Origin of the sequence: Streptomyces sp. KM273126 (assembly GCF_004337435.2) — a bacterium.
Lineage (GTDB): Bacteria > Actinomycetota > Actinomycetes > Streptomycetales > Streptomycetaceae > Streptomyces > Streptomyces acidicola.
The window spans coordinates 229,532-252,854 of sequence record NZ_SJXB02000002.1 but is presented as its reverse complement, the minus strand read 5'-3'; the positions used below and the strand labels follow the sequence as shown (position 1 = coordinate 252,854).

The window sequence follows — 23,323 nt, the reverse complement described above, 5'->3', positions numbered from 1 at the left end:
GAGGCACCCCGCAGCCTCACGCCCCGTAGAACAGCTCCTCCATGACCGACCGAGCCCTGCGCGTCGTGCGCCGGTAGTCGTCGAGCATGTCCCCCACGTGGCCGGGCCCGTAGCCCAGGTAGCGTCCGACGGCGGCGAGTTCACGGCCTCCCGACGGGAACATGTCCCCGGCCCGCCCCCGCACGAGCATCACCGCGTTCCGCACCCGCGTGGCCAGCACCCACGCCTCGTCCAGGGTCGCCGCGTCCTCCTCGGAGATCAGCCCCGCGGCACACGCGGCGGCCAGGGCGCGACGGGTCCGCGTGGTGCGCAGCCCCGGCTCCGCCCAGCCGTGCCGGAGCTGAAGGAGCTGTACGGTCCACTCGACATCGGACAGCCCGCCACGGCCCAGCTTGGTGTGCAGCGTGGGATCGGCGCCACGCGGCAGCCGCTCCGACTCCATCCGGGCCTTGAGCCGCCGGATCTCCCGTACGGCATCGTCGCCCAGCCCCTCCGCCGGATACCGCAGCGGGTCGACGAGCTCGATGAAACGACGGCCCAGATCCTCGTCGCCCGCGACGGGTTCCGCGCGCAGCAGTGCCTGCGACTCCCACACCAGCGACCAGCGCCGGTAGTACGCCGCGTACGACGTCAGCGTCCGGACGAGCGGCCCGGACTTGCCCTCGGGCCGCAGGTCGGCGTCGATCAGCAGCGGCGGATCGGTGCTGGGGAGCTGGAGCAGCCGGCGCATCTCCGCGACGACGGTGCCCGCGGCCCGCGCGGCCTCGTGCTCGTCGACCCCGTCGCGCGGCTCGTGCACGAAGAGGACGTCCGCGTCGGAGCCGTAGCCCAGTTCGTGCCCGCCGAACCGGCCCATGCCGATGATCGCGAACCGGGTGGGCAGCGTGTCGCCCCACCTGTCTCCTACGACCGCCCGCAGTGCCCCCGCGAGGGTGGCCGCCGTAAGGTCCGACACCGCGCCGCCCACCAGTTCCACCAGCGCCCCCTGGTCGGCGTCACCCGGTGCCTCCTCGGTGCCGTAGGAGGCGACGATGTCGGCGGCGGCCGTACGGAACAACTCGCGCCGGCGCACTCCGCGGGCGAAGGTGACCGCCTGCTCGTCGTTCTCGGAGCGTCCGACGGCGGCGAGGATCTCCTGTTCCAGGTGCTCGCGTTCGCGGGGTTCGAGGCCGCCGCCCCTGCCATCGCCGTCACCGAGCAGGGCGACGGCCTCGGGGGCGCGCAGCAGCAGGTCGGGGGCGAGCCGGCCGGCCGACAGCACGCGGGCGAGGTTCTCGGCGGCGGCTCCCTCGTCCCGGAGGAGCCGCAGGTACCAGGGGGTCTTGCCCAGCGCGTCCGACACCTTGCGGAAACCCAGCAGCCCCGCGTCCGGGTCGGCCGAGTCCGCGAACCAGCCCAGCAGGACGGGGAGCAGGGTGCGCTGGATCGCGGCCTTGCGGGTGACGCCCGAGGCGAGTGCCTCCAGGTGCCTGAGCGCCGACGCCGGGTCCGCGTAGCCGAGGGCGACCAGCCGCTCCCGGGCCGCGCCGGCGCTCAACCGGGTCTCGCCCGGGGCGAGTTGGGCCACGGCGTCGAGTAGTGGCCGGTAGAAGAGCTTCTCGTGCAGGCGCCGTACGACGGCCGCGTGCCGCCTCCACTCGCGGTTCAGCTCGGGGACCGGGTCCGTGCGCAGCCCCAGGGACCGGCCGATGCGGCGCTGGTCGTCCTCGGCCGCGGGGACGAGGTGGGTGCGGCGCAGCCGGAAGAGCTGGATGCGGTGCTCCATGGACCGCAGGAAACGGTAGGCCTCGTCGAGCTGCACGGCGTCGGCCCGCCCCACGTACCCGCCCGCGGCGAGGGCCCGCAGCGCGTCGAGGGTGGTGCCACTGCGCAGTGAGGTGTCTCCGCGCCCGTGCACGAGCTGGAGGAGTTGCACGGCGAACTCGACGTCGCGCAGGCCGCCGGGGCCGAGTTTCAGCTCGCGTTCGATCTCGGCGGCGGGGATGTTCTCCACGACCCTGCGGCGCATCTTCTGTACGTCGGCGACGAAGTTCTCGCGTTCGGCGGCCTGCCAGACGAGGGGGTCGAGCGCGGCGATGTACTCCTCACCGAGTTCGATGTCGCCCGCGACGGGCCGGGCTTTCAGCAGGGCCTGGAACTCCCAGGTCTTGGCCCAGCGCTGGTAGTAGGCGAGGTGACTGCTGAGGGTCCGCACGAGCGGTCCGTTGCGGCCTTCGGGGCGGAGGTTCGCGTCGACGGGCCAGATGGTTCCCTCGACGGTGGATTCCGAGCAGATCCGCATCAGGTGGGAGGCGAGCCTGGTGGCCGCCTGCAACGCCTTCTGCTCGTCGGCGGAGTCGGTGGAGCCGCTGGAGCCGGCGGCCTCGCCGACGAAGATGACGTCGACGTCGGACACGTAGTTCAGCTCGTGGCCGCCGCACTTGCCCATCGCGATGACGGCGAGCCGGCACAGCGCGGCGTCCTCGGGGGCGGCCGCGCGGGCGAGAGCGAGGGCGGCGCGCAGGGTGGCGGTGGCGAGGTCGGCGAGCTCGGCGGCGGTCTGGGCGACGTCAGTGGTTCCGCACACGTCGCGGGCGGCGATGGAGAGCAGGCAGCGGCGGTAGGCGACACGGAGGGAGACGGGGTCGGTGGCTTCGGCGAGCCCCCGCTCGAACTGCTCGACGCCCGGGTGCAGGTCCTCCGGCTCGTATGTGACGAGTGCCTGCCAGTCGTGCGGATGCCGGGCGAGGTGGTCGCCGAGCGCGGCCGACGCGCCGAGCACTCCGAGGAGCCGGTCCCGCAACGGCTTCGCCGCGATCACCGTGTCCAGCAGCTCGCGCTGCGCGGTCCCGTCGGGCTGCGCCTCCAGCAGCCGGACGAAGCCGAGGAGCGCCAGGTCGGGGTCGGCGGTGGCACCGAGCGCGTCGAGCAGGACCGGGTCGTTCCTTATGGCCGTCAGCTCGGTGCTCTCCAGGAGCCGCTCGGCGGCCGACGGATCGGTGAAGCCGTGCCTCAGCAGCCGAGAGAAGGTACTGCTCCTGCGCCCCGGCGCCGTCATCCCCGGCCTCCCTCGGATCAAGGTCGTTCGGCCCCGAGGGTAACCCCGACGGGGGCGGGTGCGCTGGGCGCCTGTTGCGGTGGGTGCGGAATCGCCGTGGGCGGGATTCCCGTCGTTGTGACTTGGGTGCCTGGGCGTTTGTTCGTTGGCCGGGGACGCCGCGCCGTGATGCCGGGCGCGCGCCCGGGCTTTCAGGGGCGCGGGGCTGTGCTGAACCTGCGGCTCCGCCGCGTGGGCGCGACCAGCCATACACGACCCTCAGCCGCCCACCGACAGGAACGCGGCAGACGAGACGTACCCGCCAGACCGTCGGAGACCACCCGCCCCGATGAGTTCCGCGGCCGCGCGAGGTCTGTCCCTGCGGACGGCCATCCCGCTCCCCCACACCCCCGGAGGCGACCATGGCGGACAAAGAGACCCCACAGACCCGGCTCGATCCGCGCTACAGCAGCGAAGGAGCCACCCCGGCCACCTGGCCGCAGGCCGAGTCGATGCTCACCGAGGCCGAGCTCTTCTGGATCTCGACCGTACGGCCTGACGGGCGCCCGCATGTGACGCCCCTGCCCGCGGTGTGGGCGGACGGCGCGCTACACTTCTGCACCGGCCCCGAGGAGCGCAAGGCACGCAACCTCGCGGAGAACCCGCAGGTCGTGCTCACCACCGGCACGAACACCTGGGACAGGGGCTACGACCTGGTGGTGGAGGGCGAGGCGGTCCGGGTCACCGACGACGACCGGTTGCTTGAGCTGGCCGCGGCCTGGGAGGCCAAGTACGGCAGTTTCTGGCATTTCGACGTGCGGGACGGTCACTTCCATCACGGCCCCGGACGGGCCGTCGTCTTCGCGGTGGCGCCCTGCCGGGTTTTCGGCTTCGGCAAGGGGGAGCCCTTCAGCCAGACCCGCTGGCGGTTCGACTGACGTTGCCGTCGGCAGCGGTGAGAAGGGCCCCGGGGCCGGCGGATCAATTCCGCCGGCCCCGGGGCCGCTTTTTGTTTGAGAAAGCCTCTGACCTGCGCGCCTACAGCACAGGCAGGTTCTTCCGCAGCTCGAAGGCCGTGACCTCGCTGCGGTACTCCTCCCACTCCTGCTTCTTGTTGCGGAGGAAGAAGTCGAAGACGTGCTCGCCGAGCGTCTCGGCGACGAGGTCACTGCGCTCCATCAGGGACAGGGCCTCGCCGAGGTTCTGGGGCAGGGGTTCGATGCCCATCGCGCGGCGCTCGGAGTTGGACAGGGCCCAGACGTCGTCCTCGGCTCCCGGCGGGAGCTCGTAGCCCTCCTCGATGCCCTTGAGGCCGGCGGCGAGGAGGACGGCGTAGGCGAGGTAGGGGTTCGCGCCGGAGTCCAGGGAGCGGACCTCGATGCGGGCCGAGCCCGTCTTGCCGGGCTTGTACATCGGGACGCGGACCAGGGCCGAGCGGTTGTTGTGGCCCCAGCAGATGTACGAGGGGGCCTCGCCGCCCGCGCCGGCGGTGCGCTCGGCGCCGCCCCAGATGCGCTTGTAGGAGTTGACCCACTGGTTGGTGACGGCCGCGATCTCGCCCGCGTGCCTGAGCAGGCCCGCGATGAAGGAGCGGCCGACCTTGGAGAGCTGGTACTCCGCGCCCGACTCGTAGAACGCGTTCCTGTCGCCCTCGAAGAGCGAGAGGTGCGTGTGCATGCCACTGCCCGGGTGCTCCGAGAACGGCTTCGGCATGAACGTCGCCTGGACACCCTGCTCCAGCGCCACCTGCTTCATGACCAGGCGGAACGTCATGATGTTGTCGGCCGTGGAGAGCGCGTCGGCGTAGCGCAGGTCGATCTCCTGCTGGCCCGGTGCGCCCTCGTGGTGGGAGAACTCCACCGAGATGCCCATGGACTCCAGCATGGTGATCGCCTGGCGGCGGAAGTCCATGCCGACGTTGGTCGGGGTGTGATCGAAGTAGCCCGAATTGTCGGCCGGGGTGGGGCGGGAGCCGTCCATCGGGCGGTCCTTCAGGAGGAAGAACTCGATCTCCGGGTGGGTGTAGAAGGTGAAGCCCAGGTCGGAGGTGCGGGCCAGGGCACGCTTGAGGACGTAGCGCGGGTCCGCGAAGGACGGCGAGCCGTCCGGCATGAGGATGTCGCAGAACATACGGGCCGTACCGGGCGCCTCCGCACGCCACGGCAGGACCTGGAACGTCGACGGATCCGGCTTGGCGATCATGTCGGACTCGTAGACGCGCGCGAAGCCCTCGATGGCCGAGCCGTCGAAGCCGATGCCCTCGTCGAAGGCCTGTTCCAGCTCGGCGGGGGCCACGGCCACGGACTTGAGGAAGCCCAGCACGTCCGTGAACCACAGGCGTACGAACCGGATGTCGCGCTCCTCCAATGTGCGGAGCACGAACTCCTGCTGCTTGTCCATGTCTAGCTTCCACCCATCCTTGCTGGTCAGGCCGCCTGGTCCCGTGCCACTACGCCCGTGCCACGGGAAACGGTCCGGCACCTGAGCATCCCACCACAACACCGTTTCATGCGCGTTGCGGACCTTGATCGTTCGACCGACTCCGGTGTGAACGCCTCGCGCACGGCAGGTGTACGGCTCTGAGCCCATTTTGCCTGCTCGCCGGCGCTTCTGTAATGGCAGGCCCTGCCCTTTCCGCCGGCCCGGGCCCTGCGGCCGCGGTCGTTCCGGGGCCCGGAGCAGATACGGGGTCCCGGCCGGCAGGAATCCCCCTCGTTTACGAGAGGGAGGGCGTCAAATTACGATCAGCGGGCCCCTCCCGTCTCATCCCGTCTCATCCCCCACTGAAGGAACTCACGACATGTCCGCCAAGAAGAGCAGCTCCGCGGCGCGCAAGGCGCGAATAGAGGAGATGCGCCGCGCCGAGCGCACCCGCGAGCGTCGCAACCGCATCCTCACGATCGGCGCGAGTGTGGTCATCGTCGCCGGTCTCGTCGTCGGCGGGGCGTTCCTCATACGCTCGCAGTCCGACGACAGCGACGCCGCCGGTGACACCAAGGCCGCCTCGGGCAAGTTCGTCACCGGCGAGGACGGCGTGAAGAAGTGGGAGGGCAAGCTGGCCCAGACCCACGTCACCAAGTCCGTGAAGTACCCGGTGGAACCGCCGGTCGGCGGCGACCACCACCCGGCGTGGCAGAACTGCAACGGCAACGTCTACGACAAGGCGATCAAGAACGAGAACGCCGTGCACTCCCTGGAGCACGGCGCGGTCTGGGTGACGTACAACAGCGCGGCGTCCGAGGACGACATCAAGGCGCTCGCCGAGAAGGTCAAGCAGACCCCGTACACGCTGATGAGCCCGGTCGACGACCAGAAGGACCCGATCATGCTGAGCGCGTGGGGTGTCCAGCGTACGGTGACCAGCGCGAGCGACCCGAACCTCGGCAAGTTCTTCGAGACCTATGTGCAGGGCGAGCAGACCCCTGAGCCGGGCGCCGCCTGCACCAATGGCCTCTCGTAGCAACTGCCTGACACAGTGGGGAAGATGAAGCACATAGTCTGGATCGCCTCCGGGGCCGCGGCGGTGCTCGTCGCGGCCGGAGCGATCACGTACGCGGTCGCCGACGGCGACGACTCCGCCACGAAGGTGCCCGCCGCTGACTCCGCGGACGCGGGCTTCGCCCGGGACATGGCGGTCCACCACCAGCAGGCCGTCGAGATGTCGTACATCGTCCGCGACCGCACCGACAACGAAGAGGTGCGGCGGCTCGCGTACGACATCGCGCAGACCCAGGCCAACCAGCGCGGCATGATGATCGGCTGGCTCGACATGTGGGAGCTGCCGAAGGTGTCGTCGGACGCGCCCATGACGTGGATGGGCATGGGCGACATGGCCTCCGGCAAGGACGGCTCGCTGATGCCGGGTATGGCGACCAACGCCGACCTAAAGAAGCTCGGCAAGCTCAGCGGCAAGGAGGCGGAGGTCTTCTACCTCCAGCTGATGACCGACCACCACAAGGGCGGCATCCACATGGCGCAGGGCTGCGTCTCCAAGTGCACGGTCGGCGTGGAGAAGAGGCTCGCGCAGGGCATGGTCGTCGGGCAGGAGTCGGAGATCCAGCTCATGACCGGCATGCTCAAGGACCGGGGCGCGACACCGCGTTAGGGCGGTCCCTGGGTCGGGTGGTGGCGTGGGGCGCTCCGTGCGTGGGGCGCCCCAGACGCCCGCCCACCCCATTGCGTCGTTCTGACGATTAAACGGGCCGCGTGCCTCGGCTGCCCCCGGGCTACTGACTACTGGCTACTGGGCGGAATTTTCGCGCCACTCGGGCCCCCGGATGCGGCGGTCGCATCCGCGGGCCCGGAAAGATCGCCGACAGCTCCCGCGGCCTACGCAGCCGGGCGGGCGACTTCGTCGCCCCTCCGGGGCGAGCGCTACGGGAGCCCCTCAGCGCACCACCGCATCCGACTCCTGCGGAACATGCGCCGCCACCAGGCGCCCGGGACCGCTCTGCCGTACGACGGCACCCCGCCGTACATCGACCACGTACGCCACAGCCGCGACGCCCAGCCCCAGCAGGGCCAGTCCCGCTCCCGCGACCGCGGGAGACGTCACCCCGAAGCCGGCGGCGAGTGTCAGCCCGCCGATCCACGCACCGCCCGCGTTGGCCAGGTTGAAGGCCGCCTGGTTGGCGGAGGAGGCCAGGGACGGGGCCGTGCACGCCTTCTCCATGACCATGAGCTGGAGGGGCGAGCCGGTGGCGAAGGCCGCCGTGCCGAGCAGCGTCACGGCGAGGGCGGCCGTCCACGCCGACTGCATCAGCAGCGGGAACAGGGCCAGCACCACGACCAGCGAGACCAGACCGCCGAACAGCGTCCCCCGCATCGCGCGGTCCGCGAGCCGGCCGCCCACGAGGTTGCCCACCGTCGCCCCCACGCCGAACAGCGCCAGCAGCAGCGTCACGCTCGCCTCGGCGTACCCGGCGGCCGCCGTCAGCATGGGCGCGATGTAGCTGTACGCGGCGAAGAGGGCGCCGAAGCCCGCGACGGTCGTGCCCAGCGCCAGCCAGACGGGCCCCGAGCGGAGGGCGGCCAGTTCACCGCGCAGGCCACCACCCGGCGTCCCGCCGTGGGCATGGTCACGGGGCAGCAGCAGCGCCAGGGAACCGATCGCCGCCAGCCCGATCACGCTCACCCCGAGGAACGCGGCGCGCCAGCCGAGGTGCTGCCCCACGAGCGTCGCCGCGGGCACCCCCGCGACGTTCGCGACCGTCAGCCCCAGGAACATCAGCGAGACCGAACGGGCCTTGCGCTCGGGTGCCACCAGGTTCGTGGCGACGACGGCGCCCACACCGAAGAAGGCACCGTGCGGCAGCCCGCTCAGGAAACGGGCGGCCAGCAGCCAGTGCGCGTCGGGCGCGAGGGCCGACAGGGCGTTGCTGAACACGAACAGCGCCATCAGGGCGATGAGGACCGTGCGGCGGGACATTCGGGCCGTCACCGCGGCCAGCAGTGGAGCACCGATCACCACGCCCAGCGCGTACGCCGAGACGAGGTGCCCGGCGGTGGGGAGGGAGACGCGCAGGTCGACCGCGACGTCGGGCAGCAGGCCCATCATCACGAACTCGGTCGTACCGATCCCGAACGCGCCCACGGCGAGGGCGAGCAGGGCGAGGGGCATGGAGAGGCCTTTCGGAGGGAGGTTTCGTTCCATCGTATGTTCAAAGACGGAACAAACTCTCCCCGGCCCAGCATTCCGGCAGGTGACGCCCTGGTTTCAAGCAGGTGTTCAGGGGGCCGATGTGCCGAGTTTCACACGCGCCGCGAGCGGCAGATGGTCACTCGCCGTCGCCGGCAGCGTCCACGACGCCTCCGGTTCGGCGTCCCGCACCAGGATCTGGTCGATGCGGGCCATCGGGAAGGACGCCGGCCAGCTGAAGCCGAAACCGCTGCCCGCCGCGCCCTGCGTGGAACGCATCTGTGCGGTGACGGCGTTGAGCGCACGGTCGTTCATCGTGCCGTTGAGGTCGCCGAGCAGGACGACCTGCCTGATGGGCTCGTCCGCGATGGCCGCGCCCAGGGCGTTGGCGCTCTTGTCGCGCTGTCGCGCGGTGAACCCGGCCTCCAGCTTCACCCGCACCGAGGGCAGATGGGCGACGTAGACGGCGACCTCGCCCTCCGGCGTCGTCACGGTCGAGCGCATCGCGCGCTCCCAGCCCAGCTTGATGTCGACGGACTTGGTGTCGCTCATCGGGTATTTGCTCCACAGCCCGACGGTGCCGACCACCTTGTGGTACTTGTATGTCGGCTCCAGCGCCTTCTCGTAGACCGGCACGGCCTCCTCGGTCAGTTCCTCCAGCGCCACCACGTCCGCCCCGGAGGCGGCGACGTCGCGGGCCGTGCCGGACGGGTCCGGGTTCTCCGCGTTGACGTTGTGCGTGGCGACGGTCAGGTCACCGCCACTGCTGGCCTTGTCGGTGACGAGCCCACCGAAGAGGTTCAGCCAGACGGCCGTGGGCAGCAGCACGGCGATGAGCGCGGTCGCGGACCGGCGGATGAGCGCGAGGACCAGGAGCACCGGGACGAACACGCCGAGCCAGGGCAGGAACGTGTCGGTGAGGCTGCCGAGGTTGCCGATCTTGTTGGGGATCCGCGCGTGCAGCACCATCATCAGCGCGAGGATCACCGCGAGGGCCGCGATCACGATGCCGCGGCGCCAGATCCCCCGGTCGCCCCGCCAGCCGCCCCACAGGCGCCGGAGCCGGGACCGCTCGCGGCCCGCACCCGTGCCGCCGCCCGTCTCCGTCACATACGCCTGCGCCATACCGTCGCCTCACAACCTGCCGTGCACGTCGTCCCCCGCGCCTACGACCCTAGGGGATGATCGCCGTCCGTCCCGCCGTCCTGTGACGGCCGTACGGGCACGATGACGAAGATCTCAGCTGCCGAAGTTCCGAACCGGCGGCCGGAGAACGCTCTCTGTGACGAAACGCGCACACCAGCGGGCGCACCAGCGGGGAGTTGTGAGGTGTGGTTTTGTGACGTCACTTCAGGAAGGGGTTCGGACTTCAAGGTTTCAAGGAGTCTTCCGGCCGGGGACGAGGCCGCGCATGGCCCTGCTGGCTCTGCTGGCTCTGCTGGCTCTGCTGGCTCTGCGAGAAATGTCACCCTGCGCGAACGGGCCGTCGGCGGCGAGTCGCGGTGAAGGACTACACGCTGTCCGGCCGCAGTCCCGCCAGGACCGTGTCGACGATGTGCTCGGCCAGTTCCTCGTCGAGTGCGGCGTCCGGGCGCATGACGGTGCGTACGAGCATGGGGCCCACGAACAGGTCGCTGACCAGCTCGATGTCGAGGTCGGCCCGGAGTTCGCCGTTCTCCCGGCCCCGGCGCAGTACCTCGAAGGTGGTACGGCGCCGGGGTTCGATCACGACGGCGTGGTACGCGGCCCAGATCTTCGGGCTGCTCTTCATCTGCACGTGGACGTTGTGCAGGATCGCCGAGGAACGGCTCATCAGGCCGCGCCGGCGCAGCGATTCCAGCAGGGCGACGAGGTCGTCGCGCAGGGAGGTGCCGGGGAGCACGGGGTCCGGTGGTTCGGCCGCGCGCAGGACGTCGACGAAGAGCTCCTCCTTGCCGCTCCAGCGGCGGTAGATGGTGGCCTTGCCGACGCCCGCGGTGCGCGCCACCCGCTCGATGGACAACTCCGCGAGCGGCACACCCTCCTCAAGGAGCTTCATCACCCCTTCGATGATGGAGCGTTCCACGGCCTCGCTGCGCGGGCGTCCCCGGACGGGGCTCCCGGGGCCCACTGCCGTGCTGCCTTCCCTGGCTCGGCTCTCGGCGAGGCTCACGATCGGCTCCGTCCCTGTGTTGTCGGCGTGGGGCGATTCTCCCGTCTGAACGACCGCGAGGGGCACGCGGTGCCCGGACAAACTCCTTGACGTCCGCCGAACGACATCGCGCGTCCGCCCGATGGGTCTGCCTTATCCGCCCTATTGATCCGCTTTATCCGCTGTCACCAACTCGGTCTCCCCGGGCTCCCGTTGTTCCTGTGGTGCCTTTCCCGGCAGGAACAGCGCCACCACCACCGCCCCGAACACGGCCACTCCCGCCCCGCACAGTGCGGTGACGTGCATCGCGTGCAGGAAGGCGTCGTGGGCCGGGGCGACCAGGGCCTCGCCCTTGACGCCGAGCTTCGCGGCGAAGCCGAGGGTGGCCTCGATGGACTCGCCCGCCTGGTGCCGGGCGGCGGGCGGCAGCCTGTCCTCGATGCCGGAGCGGTACGCCGTCGACAGCACCGAGCCGAGGACCGCGATGCCCAGGGCGCCGCCGAGCTGGCGGAAGGTGTTGCTGAGGGCGGACGCCGAGCCGGCCTTCTCGCGCGGCAGCGCCTGCATGATGACGACGCTCACCGGGGTCATGATGTGCGCCATGCCGGCCCCCATGAAGAAGAAGATCACTTCGAGGATCCAGATCGGCGTGTCCGCCTCCAGTGCCGTGAAGGCGGCCAGCATCGCCGCGACGGTCAACAGCCCCGCCGTGCACACCGCCTTGTTGCCGAACCGGTCCACGACCAGCCGGGCCCGCGGCGCGAACACCATCTGCGCGACGGCCAGCGGCAGCAGCAACAGGCCGGCGTGCAACGGCGAGTAACCGCGCACGCTCTGGGTGTAGAAGACGGAGAAGAAGGTCACGCCCATGAGCGCGAAGAACACGAGCGCGATGGCGGCGATGGCCGCCGAGAAGACCTTGTTCTTGAAGTACGTGACATCGATGGACGGATGGTCGCTGCGCTTCTCGAACAGGACGAAGACGGCGAGCACCGCGAGTCCGGCCCCGATGGTCGCGAGCACGGTGGCGTTCGTGAAGTCCGCGAGCTGGCCGCCCTTGATGATGCCGTACACGAGCAGCACGAGCCCGACGATGGAGAGCACGACACCGAGGGGGTCCACGCGCCCAGGGTTCGGGTCCCGTGAGTCGGGCACCAGCCACAGCATCAGCGCCAGCGCGAGGACGACTATCGGCACGTTGATGAGGAAGACGGACCCCCACCAGAAGTGGTCGAGAAGGACCCCTCCGGTGATGGGCCCGATGGCGATGGCGAGCCCGACACCGCCCGCCCAGATGCCGATGGCCTTCGGCTGCTCGTCCCGCTCGAAGACGTTCATCAGGACGGCCAGGGTGGCGGGCATCACGAACGCCGCCCCGAGGGCCATCACGGCACGGAACGCGATGAGTTCGGCGGGGGAACCCGACTGGGCCGCCAGCGCCGATCCGACGCCGAACACCACGAGCCCGGCGAGCAGCACCTTCTTCCGCCCCAGCCGGTCGCCCAGGAGCCCGGCGCTGAACAGCAGCCCGGCGAAGACGAGCGTGTAGGCGTTGATCGCCCACTCCAGCTCGCTCTGGGTGGCGCCGAGCCCGGTCGGAGCGGGCGTGGAGATCGTCTTGATGGCGACGTTCAGGATCGAGTTGTCGAGCACGACGATCAGCAGGCTCAGCATCAGTACGCCGAGGATGGCCCAGCGGCGCCTGTGTACGGCTTCCGGGACCCGCCGCTCGGCAGGGACAGCAGGAGAAGTCATGGGTACGACCCTAACGAGCTTTCGATACGGGACCGTCTCGTATCGAAATCCTTTACGGAGCCCTTAAGCGAGGACCTAGGGCGACGGGCTTAGGTACGTGACAGACATCCCCCGCCCCGGTCTGGCCGGGCCTGGCACGAGGTGCCACCATGGAGACGGTCCGGGGACGCCGTGAGGGCGCCTCGAGATGACAGAAGGAGCCGTTGCGATGACGCAGCTTCCGGCTGCCCCCGAGCAGCCCGAGCAGCCCGAGCAGCCCGCACAGGGTGCGCTCAAGCCCTCCGACAGCAGCAGGGCGCTGTACGGGGGCAAGAGCACCCGGCGGATCACCGTGCGCGACATTGCCGCCGCCAAGGAGCGCGGCGAGAAGTGGCCCATGCTCACCGCGTACGACGCGCTGACCGCGTCCGTCTTCGACGAGGCCGGCATTCCGGTGATGCTCGTCGGCGACTCGGCGGGCAACTGCCACCTGGGGTACGAGACCACCGTGCCCGTCACCCTCGACGAGATGACGATGCTGTCGGCGGCGGTCGTCCGCGGCACCAGCCGTGCCCTGATCGTCGGCGACCTGCCCTTCGGGTCGTACCAGGAGGGCCCCGTCCAGGCCCTGCGCTCGGCGACGCGCCTGATCAAGGAGGCGGGCGTCGGAGCGGTCAAGCTGGAGGGCGGCGAACGCTCCCACCGCCAGATCGAGCTCCTCGTGGAGTCCGGCATCCCGGTCATGGCGCACATCGGACTGACCCCTCAGTCGGTCAACGCGATGGGCTACCGCGTGCAGGGGCGTGGCGATGAGGCGGCCGCGCAGCTGTTGCGGGACGCGAAGGCCGTGCAGGACGCCGGCGCCTTCGCCGTCGTCCTCGAACTGGTCCCGGCCGAGCTGGCGGCCGAGGTCACGCGCGTGCTCCACATCCCGACGGTCGGTATCGGCGCGGGCCCCGAGACGGACGCGCAGGTCCTGGTCTGGACCGACATGCTCGGGCTGACCGGGGGGCGGGTACCGAAGTTCGTGAAGCAGTACGTCAACCTCCGCGAGGTCATGGCCGGCGCGGCCAGGTCCTTCGCCGAGGACGTCATCGGCGGAACGTTCCCCCAGGAGGAGCACTCCGTCCACTGATCCACCACGGCACCACCCAGCAGCCCGCCGATCTTCCCCCGTCGGCGGGCTGCTGTTTTTTGCGCCTAAGCCGGCGCCGCTCTCGCGGACCTGGTTGCTCGGCACCTTTTTGCGCCTAAGCCGGCGCCGCTCTCGCGGACCTGGTTGCTCGCCGTCGTGGATTCTCAATTGATGGTTTCGGTGATCGTCGGGGAATTGTCGGTGGTGTCGGCCGTCATTCACCTGCTGTCGGTGCTCTGTCGGTCGTTTGTCGGTGGGGTCTGGCACGGTCGTCCCCATGAAGCGAAACGACAAGAACCCAGGCGGCCCGAACGGGGCCGTCACCGTCCGGGGACTGGTCAAGCACTACGGCGAGACCAAGGCGCTGGACGGCGTCGACCTGGACGTGCGCGAGGGCACCGTGATGGGTGTGCTCGGGCCGAACGGGGCCGGCAAGACCACCCTCGTGCGGATTCTGTCCACCCTGCTCGCGCCCGACGCGGGACAGGCGACCGTCGCCGGATACGACGTCGTACGGCAGCCCCGGCAGCTGCGCCGGGTGATCGGGCTCACCGGGCAGTACGCGTCGGTCGACGAGAAGCTCCCGGGCTGGGAGAACCTGTACATGATCGGGCGGCTGCTCGATCTGCCGCGGAAGGACGCGCGCGCTCGCGCCGACGAGCTGCTGGAGCGGTTCTCGCTCACGGAGGCCGCCATGCGGCCCGCGAGCACCTACTCCGGCGGCATGCGGCGGCGGCTCGACCTCGCCGCCTCGATGATCGGGCGGCCCGAGGTGCTGTTCCTCGACGAGCCGACCACCGGGCTCGACCCCCGTACCCGTAACGAGGTGTGGGACGAGGTCAAGGCCATGGTCGGTGAGGGGGTGACCGTGCTGCTCACCACCCAGTACATGGAGGAGGCCGAGCAGCTCGCCTCCGAGCTGACCGTCGTCGACCGCGGGAAGGTCATCGCGGGCGGCGCCATCGACGAGCTCAAGGCCAGGGTCGGAGGGCGGACGCTGCGGGTGCGGCCCGCTGATCCGCTGCAGTTGCGGCCGCTCGCCTCCGCCCTCGACGAACTCGGCATCACGGGGCTCGCCAACTCGACCGTCGACACCGAGGGCGGTGCCGTACTCGTCCCGATCCTCAGCGACGAGCAGCTGACCGCCGTGGTCGGCGCGGTCACCGCGCGCTCCATCACGATCAGCTCCATCACCACCGAACTGCCCAGCCTGGACGAGGTGTTCCTGTCCCTCACCGGCCATCGCGCCAGTGCCCCGCAGGACGCCGTGCCCGCCGACACCCGCGAGGAGGTCGCCGTATGAGCTCCCACCCGTCGCCCACCACCACCCTGAACGAGGCGCTTCGCGCCGCCCCTGCATTCACCGCCGGCACCACAGCCGACGCACGTATTCCGCTGCGCGGCCATCTGCGCCACACCGGCGCCCTGATCCGCCGCAATCTGCTGTGGATCCGGCAGGACCCCGAGTCGATGTTCGACGCGCTGCTGATGCCGGTCGTCTTCACCCTGCTGTTCGTGTACGTCTTCGGCGGCTCGATCGGGCAGGCCCTGGGCGGCGGGCAGGACGGTTACGTGCAGTACGTGATCCCCGGCATGATCGCGATGATGAGCATGACGCTGTCCCAGGGCGTCGGCACCGGGTTCAGCCAGGACTTCAACTCCGGTGTCATGGACCGCTTCCGGTCCTTGCCGATCGGGCGCGGCTCGGTACTGTTCGCGAAGGTCTCGGTGGAGCTGGCGCGGATGCTGTTCGCGACGACCGTGCTGATGATCGTCGCCGTCCTGGTCGGCTTCGACATCAACCACTGGGACGGTCTGTTCGCCGCCGTGGGCCTGTCCGCGGTGTTCGCCTCGTCGATCATGTGGGTGTTCCTCACTCTGGGCGTGATCCTGAAGAACGCGCAGTCCGTGCAGGCGATGGGCTTCCTGGTGCTGTTCCCGCTGCAGTTCGGCTCGTCGATCTTCGCGCCGACCCAGTCGATGCCCGGCTGGCTGCAGGCCTTCACCGACTACAACCCGCTGTCCACGCTCGCCGACGCGGCGCGCGGCCTCATGGTGGGCGGCCCGGTCGCGCAGGACCTGTGGGTGACGCTGGCCTGGTCGGTGGCTATCACCGTGGTGATGGCGCCGGTCGCGATCCACAAGTTCCGTACGAAGAGCTGACGAGAACTGACGAGAGCTGACGCGCGGGCCCCGGGCCGGACGACGGCTCAGACCAGGGCGGTGGCCTCCTCCACGGAGAGCGCGCCGCCCTCGGCGTGGGCCGTCTCGTACGCCGCGTCGTCCAGTACGGCCCGGGCCGCGGACTCGGCCAGCCCGCGGTTCTCGACCTCCAGGGGGCTGGAGAAGTGGCCCTGGGGCAGCATCGCGTCGGCGGCGCCGAGGAGACGGGCCGCGTCCCGTGCCCGGCTGCCGCCGTCCACGCCGGCGACGGCGATGGCGGCCCCGGTGAGCTGCACGGAGACGAAGTGGGGCGCGATGTTGCGGGTGATCGGGTCCGTGGCCCGTGCCAGCGCCTCGCGCAGCTTGACCAGGGCCTCCTCATGGCGGCCCGACAGCGCCTCCAGCCAGCCCTCGATGCCGGCGACGAAGCTGGAGAAGATCACGAAGTTGACGGCCTCGAAATCCTCCCGCAGCAGCCTGATCTGCTCCCACGCCTCCGCCATGCGCCGGCGGCGGCCGAGCCAGGCCGCGAGAAAGAGCCGGGCGGCCGGAATGGCCTCGTTGGTGCTGCCCTGAGCGCTCTCCAGCACCTCGAACAGCATCTTCTCGCCGCGCTCGGCGTCCCCGCCCTCGATGAGCACACCGCCGAGGCGGGCTCTGAGGACACCCAGCTGGGCGCGGGCGCCGAGTTGTTCTGCGTACTCCAGGGCCCGTGCGAAGTCCGCGGCGGCGCCCTCGTAGTCGCCCTTGCGCTCCTGGGCCTCACCTCGCGCGGAGAGTGCCTCCGCCGCGCCCCAGGCGTCGCCGATCCGGGTGAACAGCTCCAGCGCCTCGTCGGCGTCGCGGGTGGCGTCGCCCGTCCAGTCGCTGCGGTTGGCGAGGATGTTGGCCCGCAGTTGCAGGGCCTGCGCCAGCTCCCAGGAGTAGCCGAGCTCGCGGCAGGTGTTCACGGTCTCGTTGATGACATCGCGGGTGCGCTCCAGTTCGGCGCTGAGCAGAACGGCGAAGAACCACATGGAGCCGGGGAAACGGCAGGTCTGCGGCTGGCCCGGCCGGTAGGTCCCGCTGATGACGAGCAGCTTCTGTCTGGCCTGCGGGGTTTCCCAGGCGCCCAGGTCCATGTCCATGCAGGCGAGGTGGAGGAGGTGCACCCCGCGCCGGGCCTCCGCGAGGACCTCGGGGCTCATCGGCGGCGGGCCGTCGGTGAGGCCTTCGAGCACGTCCGGGGCGGGGAGCGCGGGCCCGGCGAAGGGGTCGGGGCCGAGCGCCATGACCTCGGCGGACCAGGTGCGGGCCTCGCTGCGCAGATCGCGCATCTGCCAGTACCAGCACAGCGACAGCGCCAGGCTGAGGGCCTCCTGTTCGTCGCGTTCGGCGACGGCGTGGCGGAGGGCCGTGCGGATGTTCTCGTACTCCAGCTCCAGCAGCTCGATCGCCATGCGCTGGCCGGGGCCGCGCAGCAACGGGTCGGTGGTGCGGGCGACTTCGCGGTAGTACGTGAGGTGGGCGCGCTCGGCGGCGGCCCGCGCACCCGTCTCGTCGAGCCGCTCGCGGGCGTACTCGGCGACGGTCTCCAGGAGCCGGTAGCGCATCGCGCCGTCCCCGCCGGGGGTTGCCACCACGAGGGACTTGTCGACGAGCGAGCCGAGCGCCTCCAGCGCGGCCGGGCCGCAGACGGCCTCGGCGGCGGCGAGGTCGCAGCCGCCCGCGAACACCGACAGCCGCCGCAGGACGTCCCGTTCGCCCTCGTCGAGGAGGTCCCAGGACCAGTCGACGACGGCACGCAGGGTCTGCTGTCGGGGCAGCACGGTCCGGCTGCCGTTGGTGAGCAGCCGGAACCGGTCGTCGAGCCGCTCCGCGACCTGTCGCAGCGTCAGCATCCGGAGCCGGGCGGCCGCCAGTTCGATGGCGAGGGGCAGGCCGTCGAGGCGCCGGCAGATCTCGGCCGCCGCCTCCGGATCGTCCGCGGGGTCGAAGCCGGGGCGGGCGGCGGCGCCGCGGTCGGCGAGCAGCCGCAGCGCGTACGGCTGCGGCAGCGGATCCACGGGTCGCAGCAACTCCCCCGGTACGCCGAGGGGTTCGCGGCTCGTGGCCAGTACGGTCAGTCCGGGACAGCGCTCCAGCAGCCGCTCGACGAGGCGGGCGGCGGCGTCGACCACGTGCTCGCAGTTGTCGAGGACGATCAGCATGCTGCGTCGGCCGCAGTGCTCGACGAGGCGGCTGACCGGGTCGTCGTGCCGGTCGGCCATGGCCCGCATCTCCTCGGCGCCGGCTCCCCTCAGGACGGTCTCGCGGGCGCCGAGGGCGGTGAGTACGGCCTCCGGGACGTTCTCGGGGTCGTCGACCGGCGCCAGTTCGGCCAGCCAGACGCCGTCGGGGACGGCCTCGGCCACGGCCTCCCCCGCCTCCTGCGACAGCCGGGTCTTGCCCGCCCCGCCGGGGCCCAGCAGGGTCACGAGCCGGCCCGCCGTCAGGTCACCCCGGATGGCGTCGATGTCGGCGTCCCGGCCGACGAAGGAGGTGAGCCGGGCGCGGAGGTTGCCGGGCTTGGGGTTTTCGCCCCCGCCGCCCCTACCCGTCCCATCCCTTCCCTGGGGGCTGCCGCCCCCAGACCCCTGCTTGTCGGCCTGAACGGCCTCGTCCTCAAACGCCGGACGGGCTTGCTGGTCCAGCAACTCCCCATGCAGCCCCCTCAGTTCCGCACCCGGATCCGCGCCCAGCCGATCCGCCAGCAGTCGCCGTACGCCCTCGTACGCGGCCAGTGCCTGAGCCGTGCGCCCCGCGTCGCGCAGGGCTCGCAGCCGCAGGGCCTGGAGGGGCTCGTCCAGCGGGTGGGCGTCGCAGAGCGCCGTGAGTTCGGGAAGGTGCTGCTGGGCCTGGCCCAGGGCGAGGGCCGCGGTGAGACGGGCGCGGCGGGCGTCGAGCCGGCGCGCCTCCCAGCGGGCCGCCGTGGCCGTACGGTCGGGGAGGTCGGCGAGGGCCGGCCCCTGCCAGAGGGCCAGGGCGTCGTCCAGCACCACGGCGGCCTTCGCCGCGTCACCGTCGGCCAGGGCGCGCGATCCTTCGCCGGCGAGCCGTTCGAAGCGGTGGAGGTCGATGTCGTCCGCGCCCGCGACCAGCCGGTAGCCGCCGTCGGCCGAGGCGACCGCGTCCGAGCCGAGCGCCCTGCGCAACCGCCCGACCAGCGCCTGCACCGCGCCGGACGCGTCCGCGGGCGGCTCACCGTCCCACACCTCGTCGACCAGCACGGTCACAGGCACCGTACGCCCGGGCCGCAGCGCAAGCACGGTCAGCAGGGCACGCAGCCGCGCCCCGCCGACCGGAGCGGGGGAGCCGTCGGGGCGGAACGCCTGGGTGGTGCCAAGGATGCGATAGCGCACGGGGTCCATTGTCTCCGGCGGCGCCCCGGCACCGCCTCCGGGTTTCGGACCCGCATGAACCGCAGGAACCTCACACCGCCCGCAGGACGTTGCCCCCACAGCACCGATACGGTCGACCCGCGACCGAACCGACCCGCCACCCGCAGCCCACACCAGGGAGCACGCCCCATGGCCATCGCCACGTCCCGCCGGAGCGAGCGGAGGATCAGTCCTGTCTTCCTGGGCATCGTGGCCGTGATGGCGGTCACGGGCTGGGCCACGTGGACCGGCTTCGCCGAGCAGCCCGGGATCGCGGTCTTCCTCTTCGTGACGGCGGCCTGGATCGTCTCCCTCTGTCTGCACGAGTACGCCCACGCGCGCACGGCCCTGCACAGCGGCGACATCTCGATCGGCGCGAAGGGGTACCTGACCCTCAATCCTCTCGCCTACACGCATGCTCTCCTCAGCATCGTCCTGCCGGTGCTGTTCGTGATCATGGGCGGGATCGGTCTGCCGGGCGGTGCGGTGTTCATCGAGCGCGGGCGCATCCGGGGCCGCTGGAGGCACAGCCTGATCTCGGCGGCGGGCCCGCTGACCAACGTGGCGTTCGCGGTGGTCTGCACGGCGCCGTTCTGGCTGGACGCGCTGGACGGGGTCCCGACGGCGTTCCGGTACGCGCTGGCGTTCCTGGCGCTGCTGCAGGTCACGGCCGCGATCCTGAACTTCCTGCCGGTGCCGGGCCTGGACGGCTACGGGGTGATCGAGCCCTGGCTGTCGCACAAGGCCCGCCGCCAGATGGAGCCGCTCGCGCCGTTCGGGCTGCTGCTGGTGTTCGCGGTGCTGTGGATCCCGGAGGTGAACGCCGCGTTCTTCGGCGCGGTCGACGCCGTGCTGAGCGGACTGGGCATCAGCGACCTCGACACATACTGCGGCCTGAATCTGTACCGCTTCTGGCAGGAGGGCGGCAACGTGTGCGTCACTCCGTGACGGAGCCGCGCCCTGCCCTCGCGCGCCGCGCGTAGTACCACGTCATGTTGGACGACAGCCCGGCCAGCAGCACCCAGACGATCCCCAGCCAGCTGTCCTGGACGAAGGAGACCACGGCGGCGGCCACGGAGAGCAGGCAGACAGTGAGGGTGTACAGAGCAAGGCGGGGCATGGGGGTCGGCTCCTGACAGGACGGTCGGACGTCAGTGGTGACGACGTCACTGTCCGTGACGCCAGCGGTGGTGGTGCAGCGTCCAGTGTCCCCCATGCCCGAGGGCGCCCCAGCGGGTGTGTCAGGGGATGGTCAGGGGAAGGGCAGGGTCTGGGCGAGCAGCGTCACGAGGACGACCACCGTGGGGAACAGCGCGAGGAACATGGCGAAGGTGTAGCCCATGATGTCGCGCGCCTTCAGGCCGAGGATGGCGAGGGTGGGCAGCATCCAGAACGGCTGGAGGAGATTGGCGCTGGCCTCGCTGAGGTCGTACACGACGACCATCCAGCCCTGGTTCACCTGCAGTTCGTTGGCCGCGCCCAGGACGTACGGCGCCTCGATCACCCACTTGCCGCCGCCGCTGGGGACGAACACGCCGAGCACACAGCTGTAGACCGAGATGAGGGCCGGGTAGAAGTACTCGCTCGACACCGAGACGAGCCAGTCGGCGATGGTCTTGTGCAGTCCGGTGAAGGCGATCATGCCGAAGATGCCGCCATACAGCGGGAATTGCAGCAGCACGCCCGAGGCGGCCGGTGTCCCCTCCTTGAAGGCGCGGGCGAGGTGCACGGGCCGCCAGTGCAGGATCAGGGCCAGCAGGATGAGGATCAGGTTGATGGTGTTCAGGTCGAGCGCGTTGAGCGGGTTGCCCTCGGCCTGGGCGAAGTGCCGGGCGAGGTACCACACGCCGAGGGCGAAGAGCAGGATCGTGAGGGTCGGGCTGTACTCGACCCATTCGCCGGGGCGGCTGCGCCGGTCGTCGGAGCGCCGGGTGCCGGGCGCGGGCCCCAGGTCGATGCCGAGGCGCTCCGCGGTCATCGCGCGTTCCGGTGACGGCGCCAGGAACCACGCCATGGCGAGGGCGACCACGAAGATCACCGCCGTGGCCACGATCCCCTGCCACAGGAAGATGGTGTCGGTCAGGGGGATGACTCCGCTCCCGCGCCCCTCGGCGATGATCTCCTGTACGGCGGCGGGGCTGGAGGCGGTGCTGGCGACCTGAAGTGCGGCCGACCCCGACAGGCCCTGCGCCCACACGGTGCCGAGGCCCAGGAAGGCCATGGCGCCGATGGCGCGGTAGTCGACCCCGGGCAGCCGGCGGGCGATCTCCTTGGCGAGGATCGCGGTGAAGACCAGGCCGAAGGCCCAGTTCACATAGGCGGTGAGCATGGCGACGGCGGCGGTGAAGGTGATGGCGCCGCGCGGAGTACGGGGCAGGGCCGCGAGCCGGGTGATGAGCCGGCCGACGGGCGGCGAGATCGCGACGGCGTAGCCCGCGATGACGATGATCGCCATCTGCAGGGTGAACTCTATGAGCGACCAGAATCCCTTGCCCCAGGCGTCCACCAGACCGAAGCCGCTACTCGCCTCCGGGTCGTCCGGCGTGCCCAGCAGGGCCTCCCCCGAGACGAGCCCCAGGGCGAGCACCACGAAGGTGCCGATCAGGACGAATCCGAATGCGTCGGGGAGCCACTTCTGGGAGAAAGCGGTGAACCGCAACGCCAGCCGGGCAAGCCAGGTCTCACCGCCGCCGCTGTCCCGCGCTTCCGCGACTTTGGGAGCGTTCGAGGTCATACGTGCCTCCTGTTCGTGCACCTGCGATCGGCCGCCTGCGGTCGGTCGTGGCGGGGAGTCGGCCCGCCATTCATGTGTCTCTCTGCTGCCCACCGGGTGACGGATGATCATCCGGTGCGGGGCGAGGCGCTTGATCTTCATGGGGCGCGGTGGTCCGGGCAATGAGGGCGTCGCACATCAGTTGCCGCTGGGCCATGTGGGGCGTCCCCATAGCGGATCGGGGGCGCGGGAACAGGGTCGGGGCATGGCGGCGGAGGCCGAGCGAGCCGCAGCCCGCGCGTACCGGCATTTCACCGAACTGGTCGCGCGGGGCGGGAACATCGATGGCCTCGGGCCCGTGACGGCGGCGCGGCGAGCCAGCGCGGCCTCGGGTTCCCGGGCGTCGTTCTGGGCGTCGTCCTGGGCGGCAGCGGCGACGTGCCCGCGTTCGTCGAGGGCCGCCTACTCGCTCCCCCGACCGCCTACGACGAACGACGCGGCACCGGCCTGCTCCACACCGTCGGAACCTGCGTCCGGTGCGATCGGCTCCGACTGGCGGGAACAGGAGCAGGTTCTTGAAACATGCAGGTCAGAAGTGGTTTCGAGGGCGAGATCCAGACTCCTGACCACAGGCTCTAGACGTCGGTGAGCCTGAGGCCCGCGTGGGCCTTGTAGCGGCGGTTCACGGAGATCAGGTTGGCGACCAGGGACTCGACCTGGTGGGCGTTGCGCAGACGGCCGCCGAAGATCCCGCGCATGCCGGGGATACGGCCCGCCAGCGCCTGCACGATCTCGACGTCGGCCCGGACCTCGCCGAGCACCATCACATCGGTGTCGATCTCCTCGATCTCCGGGTCCTGGAGGAGGACGGCGGAGAGGTGGTGGAAGGCGGCGGTGACCCGCGAGTCGGGCAGCAGCGCGGCGGCCTGCTCGGCGGCGCTGCCCTCCTCCGGCTTCAGGGCGTAGGCGCCCTGCTTGTCGAAGCCGAGCGGGTTGACGCAGTCGACGACGAGCTTGCCGCCCAGTTCCTCGCGCAGCGCCTCAAGCGTCTTGCCGTGGCCGTCCCAGGGCACCGCGACGATGACGATGTCGCTGCGGCGGGCCGTCTCGGCGTTGTCGGCGCCCTCGACGCCGTACCCGAGTTCCCCGGCGGCGGACCGTGCGCGGTCGGCGACCCGCGAGCCGACGATCACCTTCTGCCCGGCCCTGGCGAGCCGGTACGCGAGGCCCTTGCCCTGCGGCCCGGTGCCGCCGAGCACGCCGACCACGAGGTCGGACACGTCGGGCAGGTCCCAGGGGTCCTTCGCGGGAGCCTTGGCGGGGGCCGCCTCCGCAGCCGTCCCGGAAGCCGTCTGTCCACTGTCAGTAGAGGTCATGGCCCGACTTTACGTGCGC

Annotated in this window: 17 protein-coding genes; 7 read left to right on the top strand and 10 right to left on the bottom strand. The window is 70.9% G+C overall.

Annotation, left to right across the window (positions count from 1 at the left end; translation table 11 throughout):
* Positions 1 to 16: 16 nt before the first annotated feature.
* A complete protein-coding gene (locus E0500_RS31695) occupies positions 17 to 3,037 on the bottom strand; it encodes a bifunctional [glutamine synthetase] adenylyltransferase/[glutamine synthetase]-adenylyl-L-tyrosine phosphorylase (protein ID WP_131559127.1) in 3,021 nt (1,006 codons plus the stop codon).
* A gap of 401 nt (positions 3,038 to 3,438) precedes the next feature.
* Between E0500_RS31695 and E0500_RS31690 the strand changes: the two genes are divergently transcribed.
* Entirely contained in the window at positions 3,439 to 3,954 is a 516-nt protein-coding gene (locus E0500_RS31690; RefSeq protein ID WP_131559125.1) for a pyridoxamine 5'-phosphate oxidase family protein, read from the top strand.
* A gap of 100 nt (positions 3,955 to 4,054) precedes the next feature.
* On the opposite strand, the gene glnA is transcribed toward E0500_RS31690, so the two are convergent.
* The gene (gene glnA, locus E0500_RS31685; protein ID WP_131559123.1) at positions 4,055 to 5,416 is read right to left on the bottom strand and encodes a type I glutamate--ammonia ligase; all 1,362 of its coding nucleotides are present in this window, start codon (positions 5,414 to 5,416) and stop codon (positions 4,055 to 4,057) included.
* A gap of 400 nt (positions 5,417 to 5,816) precedes the next feature.
* Here glnA and E0500_RS31680 point away from each other — a divergent pair, with 400 nt between their 5' ends.
* A complete protein-coding gene (locus E0500_RS31680; RefSeq protein WP_131559121.1) occupies positions 5,817 to 6,476 on the top strand; it encodes a DUF3105 domain-containing protein in 660 nt (219 codons plus the stop codon).
* Between the two features lie 24 nt (positions 6,477 to 6,500).
* The gene (locus E0500_RS31675) at positions 6,501 to 7,121 is read left to right on the top strand and encodes a DUF305 domain-containing protein (RefSeq protein ID WP_131559120.1); all 621 of its coding nucleotides are present in this window, start codon (positions 6,501 to 6,503) and stop codon (positions 7,119 to 7,121) included.
* A 282-nt stretch (positions 7,122 to 7,403) separates the two neighbouring features.
* Here the strand turns inward: E0500_RS31675 and E0500_RS31670 are convergent, their stop codons facing one another.
* The 4 genes from E0500_RS31670 to E0500_RS31655 all read right to left on the bottom strand — a co-directional run bounded on the left by E0500_RS31670 (position 7,404) and on the right by E0500_RS31655 (position 12,540).
* Complete coding sequence (locus tag E0500_RS31670; protein ID WP_131559118.1) at positions 7,404 to 8,636, bottom strand: MFS transporter; 1,233 nt, start codon at positions 8,634 to 8,636, stop codon at positions 7,404 to 7,406.
* A 108-nt stretch (positions 8,637 to 8,744) separates the two neighbouring features.
* On the bottom strand, positions 8,745 to 9,779 hold the full coding sequence (locus E0500_RS31665; RefSeq protein ID WP_131559116.1) for an endonuclease/exonuclease/phosphatase family protein: 1,035 nt from the start codon (positions 9,777 to 9,779) through the stop codon (positions 8,745 to 8,747).
* A 385-nt stretch (positions 9,780 to 10,164) separates the two neighbouring features.
* Complete coding sequence (locus E0500_RS31660; RefSeq protein WP_181587299.1) at positions 10,165 to 10,806, bottom strand: TetR/AcrR family transcriptional regulator; 642 nt, start codon at positions 10,804 to 10,806, stop codon at positions 10,165 to 10,167.
* A gap of 141 nt (positions 10,807 to 10,947) precedes the next feature.
* Positions 10,948 to 12,540, bottom strand: a complete 1,593-nt coding sequence (locus tag E0500_RS31655) for an MFS transporter (RefSeq protein WP_131559114.1) — start codon at positions 12,538 to 12,540, stop codon at positions 10,948 to 10,950.
* Positions 12,541 to 12,748: 208 nt separating this feature from the next.
* Between E0500_RS31655 and panB the strand changes: the two genes are divergently transcribed.
* The 3 genes from panB to E0500_RS31640 all read left to right on the top strand — a co-directional run bounded on the left by panB (position 12,749) and on the right by E0500_RS31640 (position 15,817).
* Positions 12,749 to 13,654, top strand: a complete 906-nt coding sequence (gene panB, locus E0500_RS31650; RefSeq protein ID WP_131559112.1) for a 3-methyl-2-oxobutanoate hydroxymethyltransferase — start codon at positions 12,749 to 12,751, stop codon at positions 13,652 to 13,654.
* A 277-nt stretch (positions 13,655 to 13,931) separates the two neighbouring features.
* Positions 13,932 to 14,957, top strand: a complete 1,026-nt coding sequence (locus E0500_RS31645; RefSeq protein WP_131559110.1) for an ATP-binding cassette domain-containing protein — start codon at positions 13,932 to 13,934, stop codon at positions 14,955 to 14,957.
* Entirely contained in the window at positions 14,954 to 15,817 is an 864-nt protein-coding gene (locus E0500_RS31640; protein ID WP_258573688.1) for an ABC transporter permease, read from the top strand. The genes E0500_RS31645 and E0500_RS31640 overlap by 4 nt, the downstream gene beginning before the upstream one ends.
* Before the next feature lie 47 nt (positions 15,818 to 15,864).
* Here the strand turns inward: E0500_RS31640 and E0500_RS31635 are convergent, their stop codons facing one another.
* On the bottom strand, positions 15,865 to 19,206 hold the full coding sequence (locus tag E0500_RS31635; protein ID WP_131559108.1) for a BTAD domain-containing putative transcriptional regulator: 3,342 nt from the start codon (positions 19,204 to 19,206) through the stop codon (positions 15,865 to 15,867).
* Between the two features lie 159 nt (positions 19,207 to 19,365).
* Here E0500_RS31635 and E0500_RS31630 point away from each other — a divergent pair, with 159 nt between their 5' ends.
* A complete protein-coding gene (locus E0500_RS31630) occupies positions 19,366 to 20,163 on the top strand; it encodes a site-2 protease family protein (protein WP_131559107.1) in 798 nt (265 codons plus the stop codon).
* Here the strand turns inward: E0500_RS31630 and E0500_RS31625 are convergent.
* The 3 genes from E0500_RS31625 to npdG all read right to left on the bottom strand — a co-directional run bounded on the left by E0500_RS31625 (position 20,153) and on the right by npdG (position 23,304).
* The gene (locus tag E0500_RS31625) at positions 20,153 to 20,335 is read right to left on the bottom strand and encodes a hypothetical protein (RefSeq protein WP_131559105.1); all 183 of its coding nucleotides are present in this window, start codon (positions 20,333 to 20,335) and stop codon (positions 20,153 to 20,155) included. The genes E0500_RS31630 and E0500_RS31625 overlap by 11 nt on opposite strands.
* 132 nt (positions 20,336 to 20,467) lie before the next feature.
* Positions 20,468 to 21,949, bottom strand: a complete 1,482-nt coding sequence (locus E0500_RS31620) for a short-chain fatty acid transporter (RefSeq protein ID WP_131559103.1) — start codon at positions 21,947 to 21,949, stop codon at positions 20,468 to 20,470.
* A gap of 614 nt (positions 21,950 to 22,563) precedes the next feature.
* Positions 22,564 to 23,304, bottom strand: coding sequence for an NADPH-dependent F420 reductase (gene npdG / locus E0500_RS31615; protein WP_131559101.1), 741 nt, complete (start codon positions 23,302 to 23,304; stop codon positions 22,564 to 22,566).
* Positions 23,305 to 23,323 lie beyond the last annotated feature (19 nt).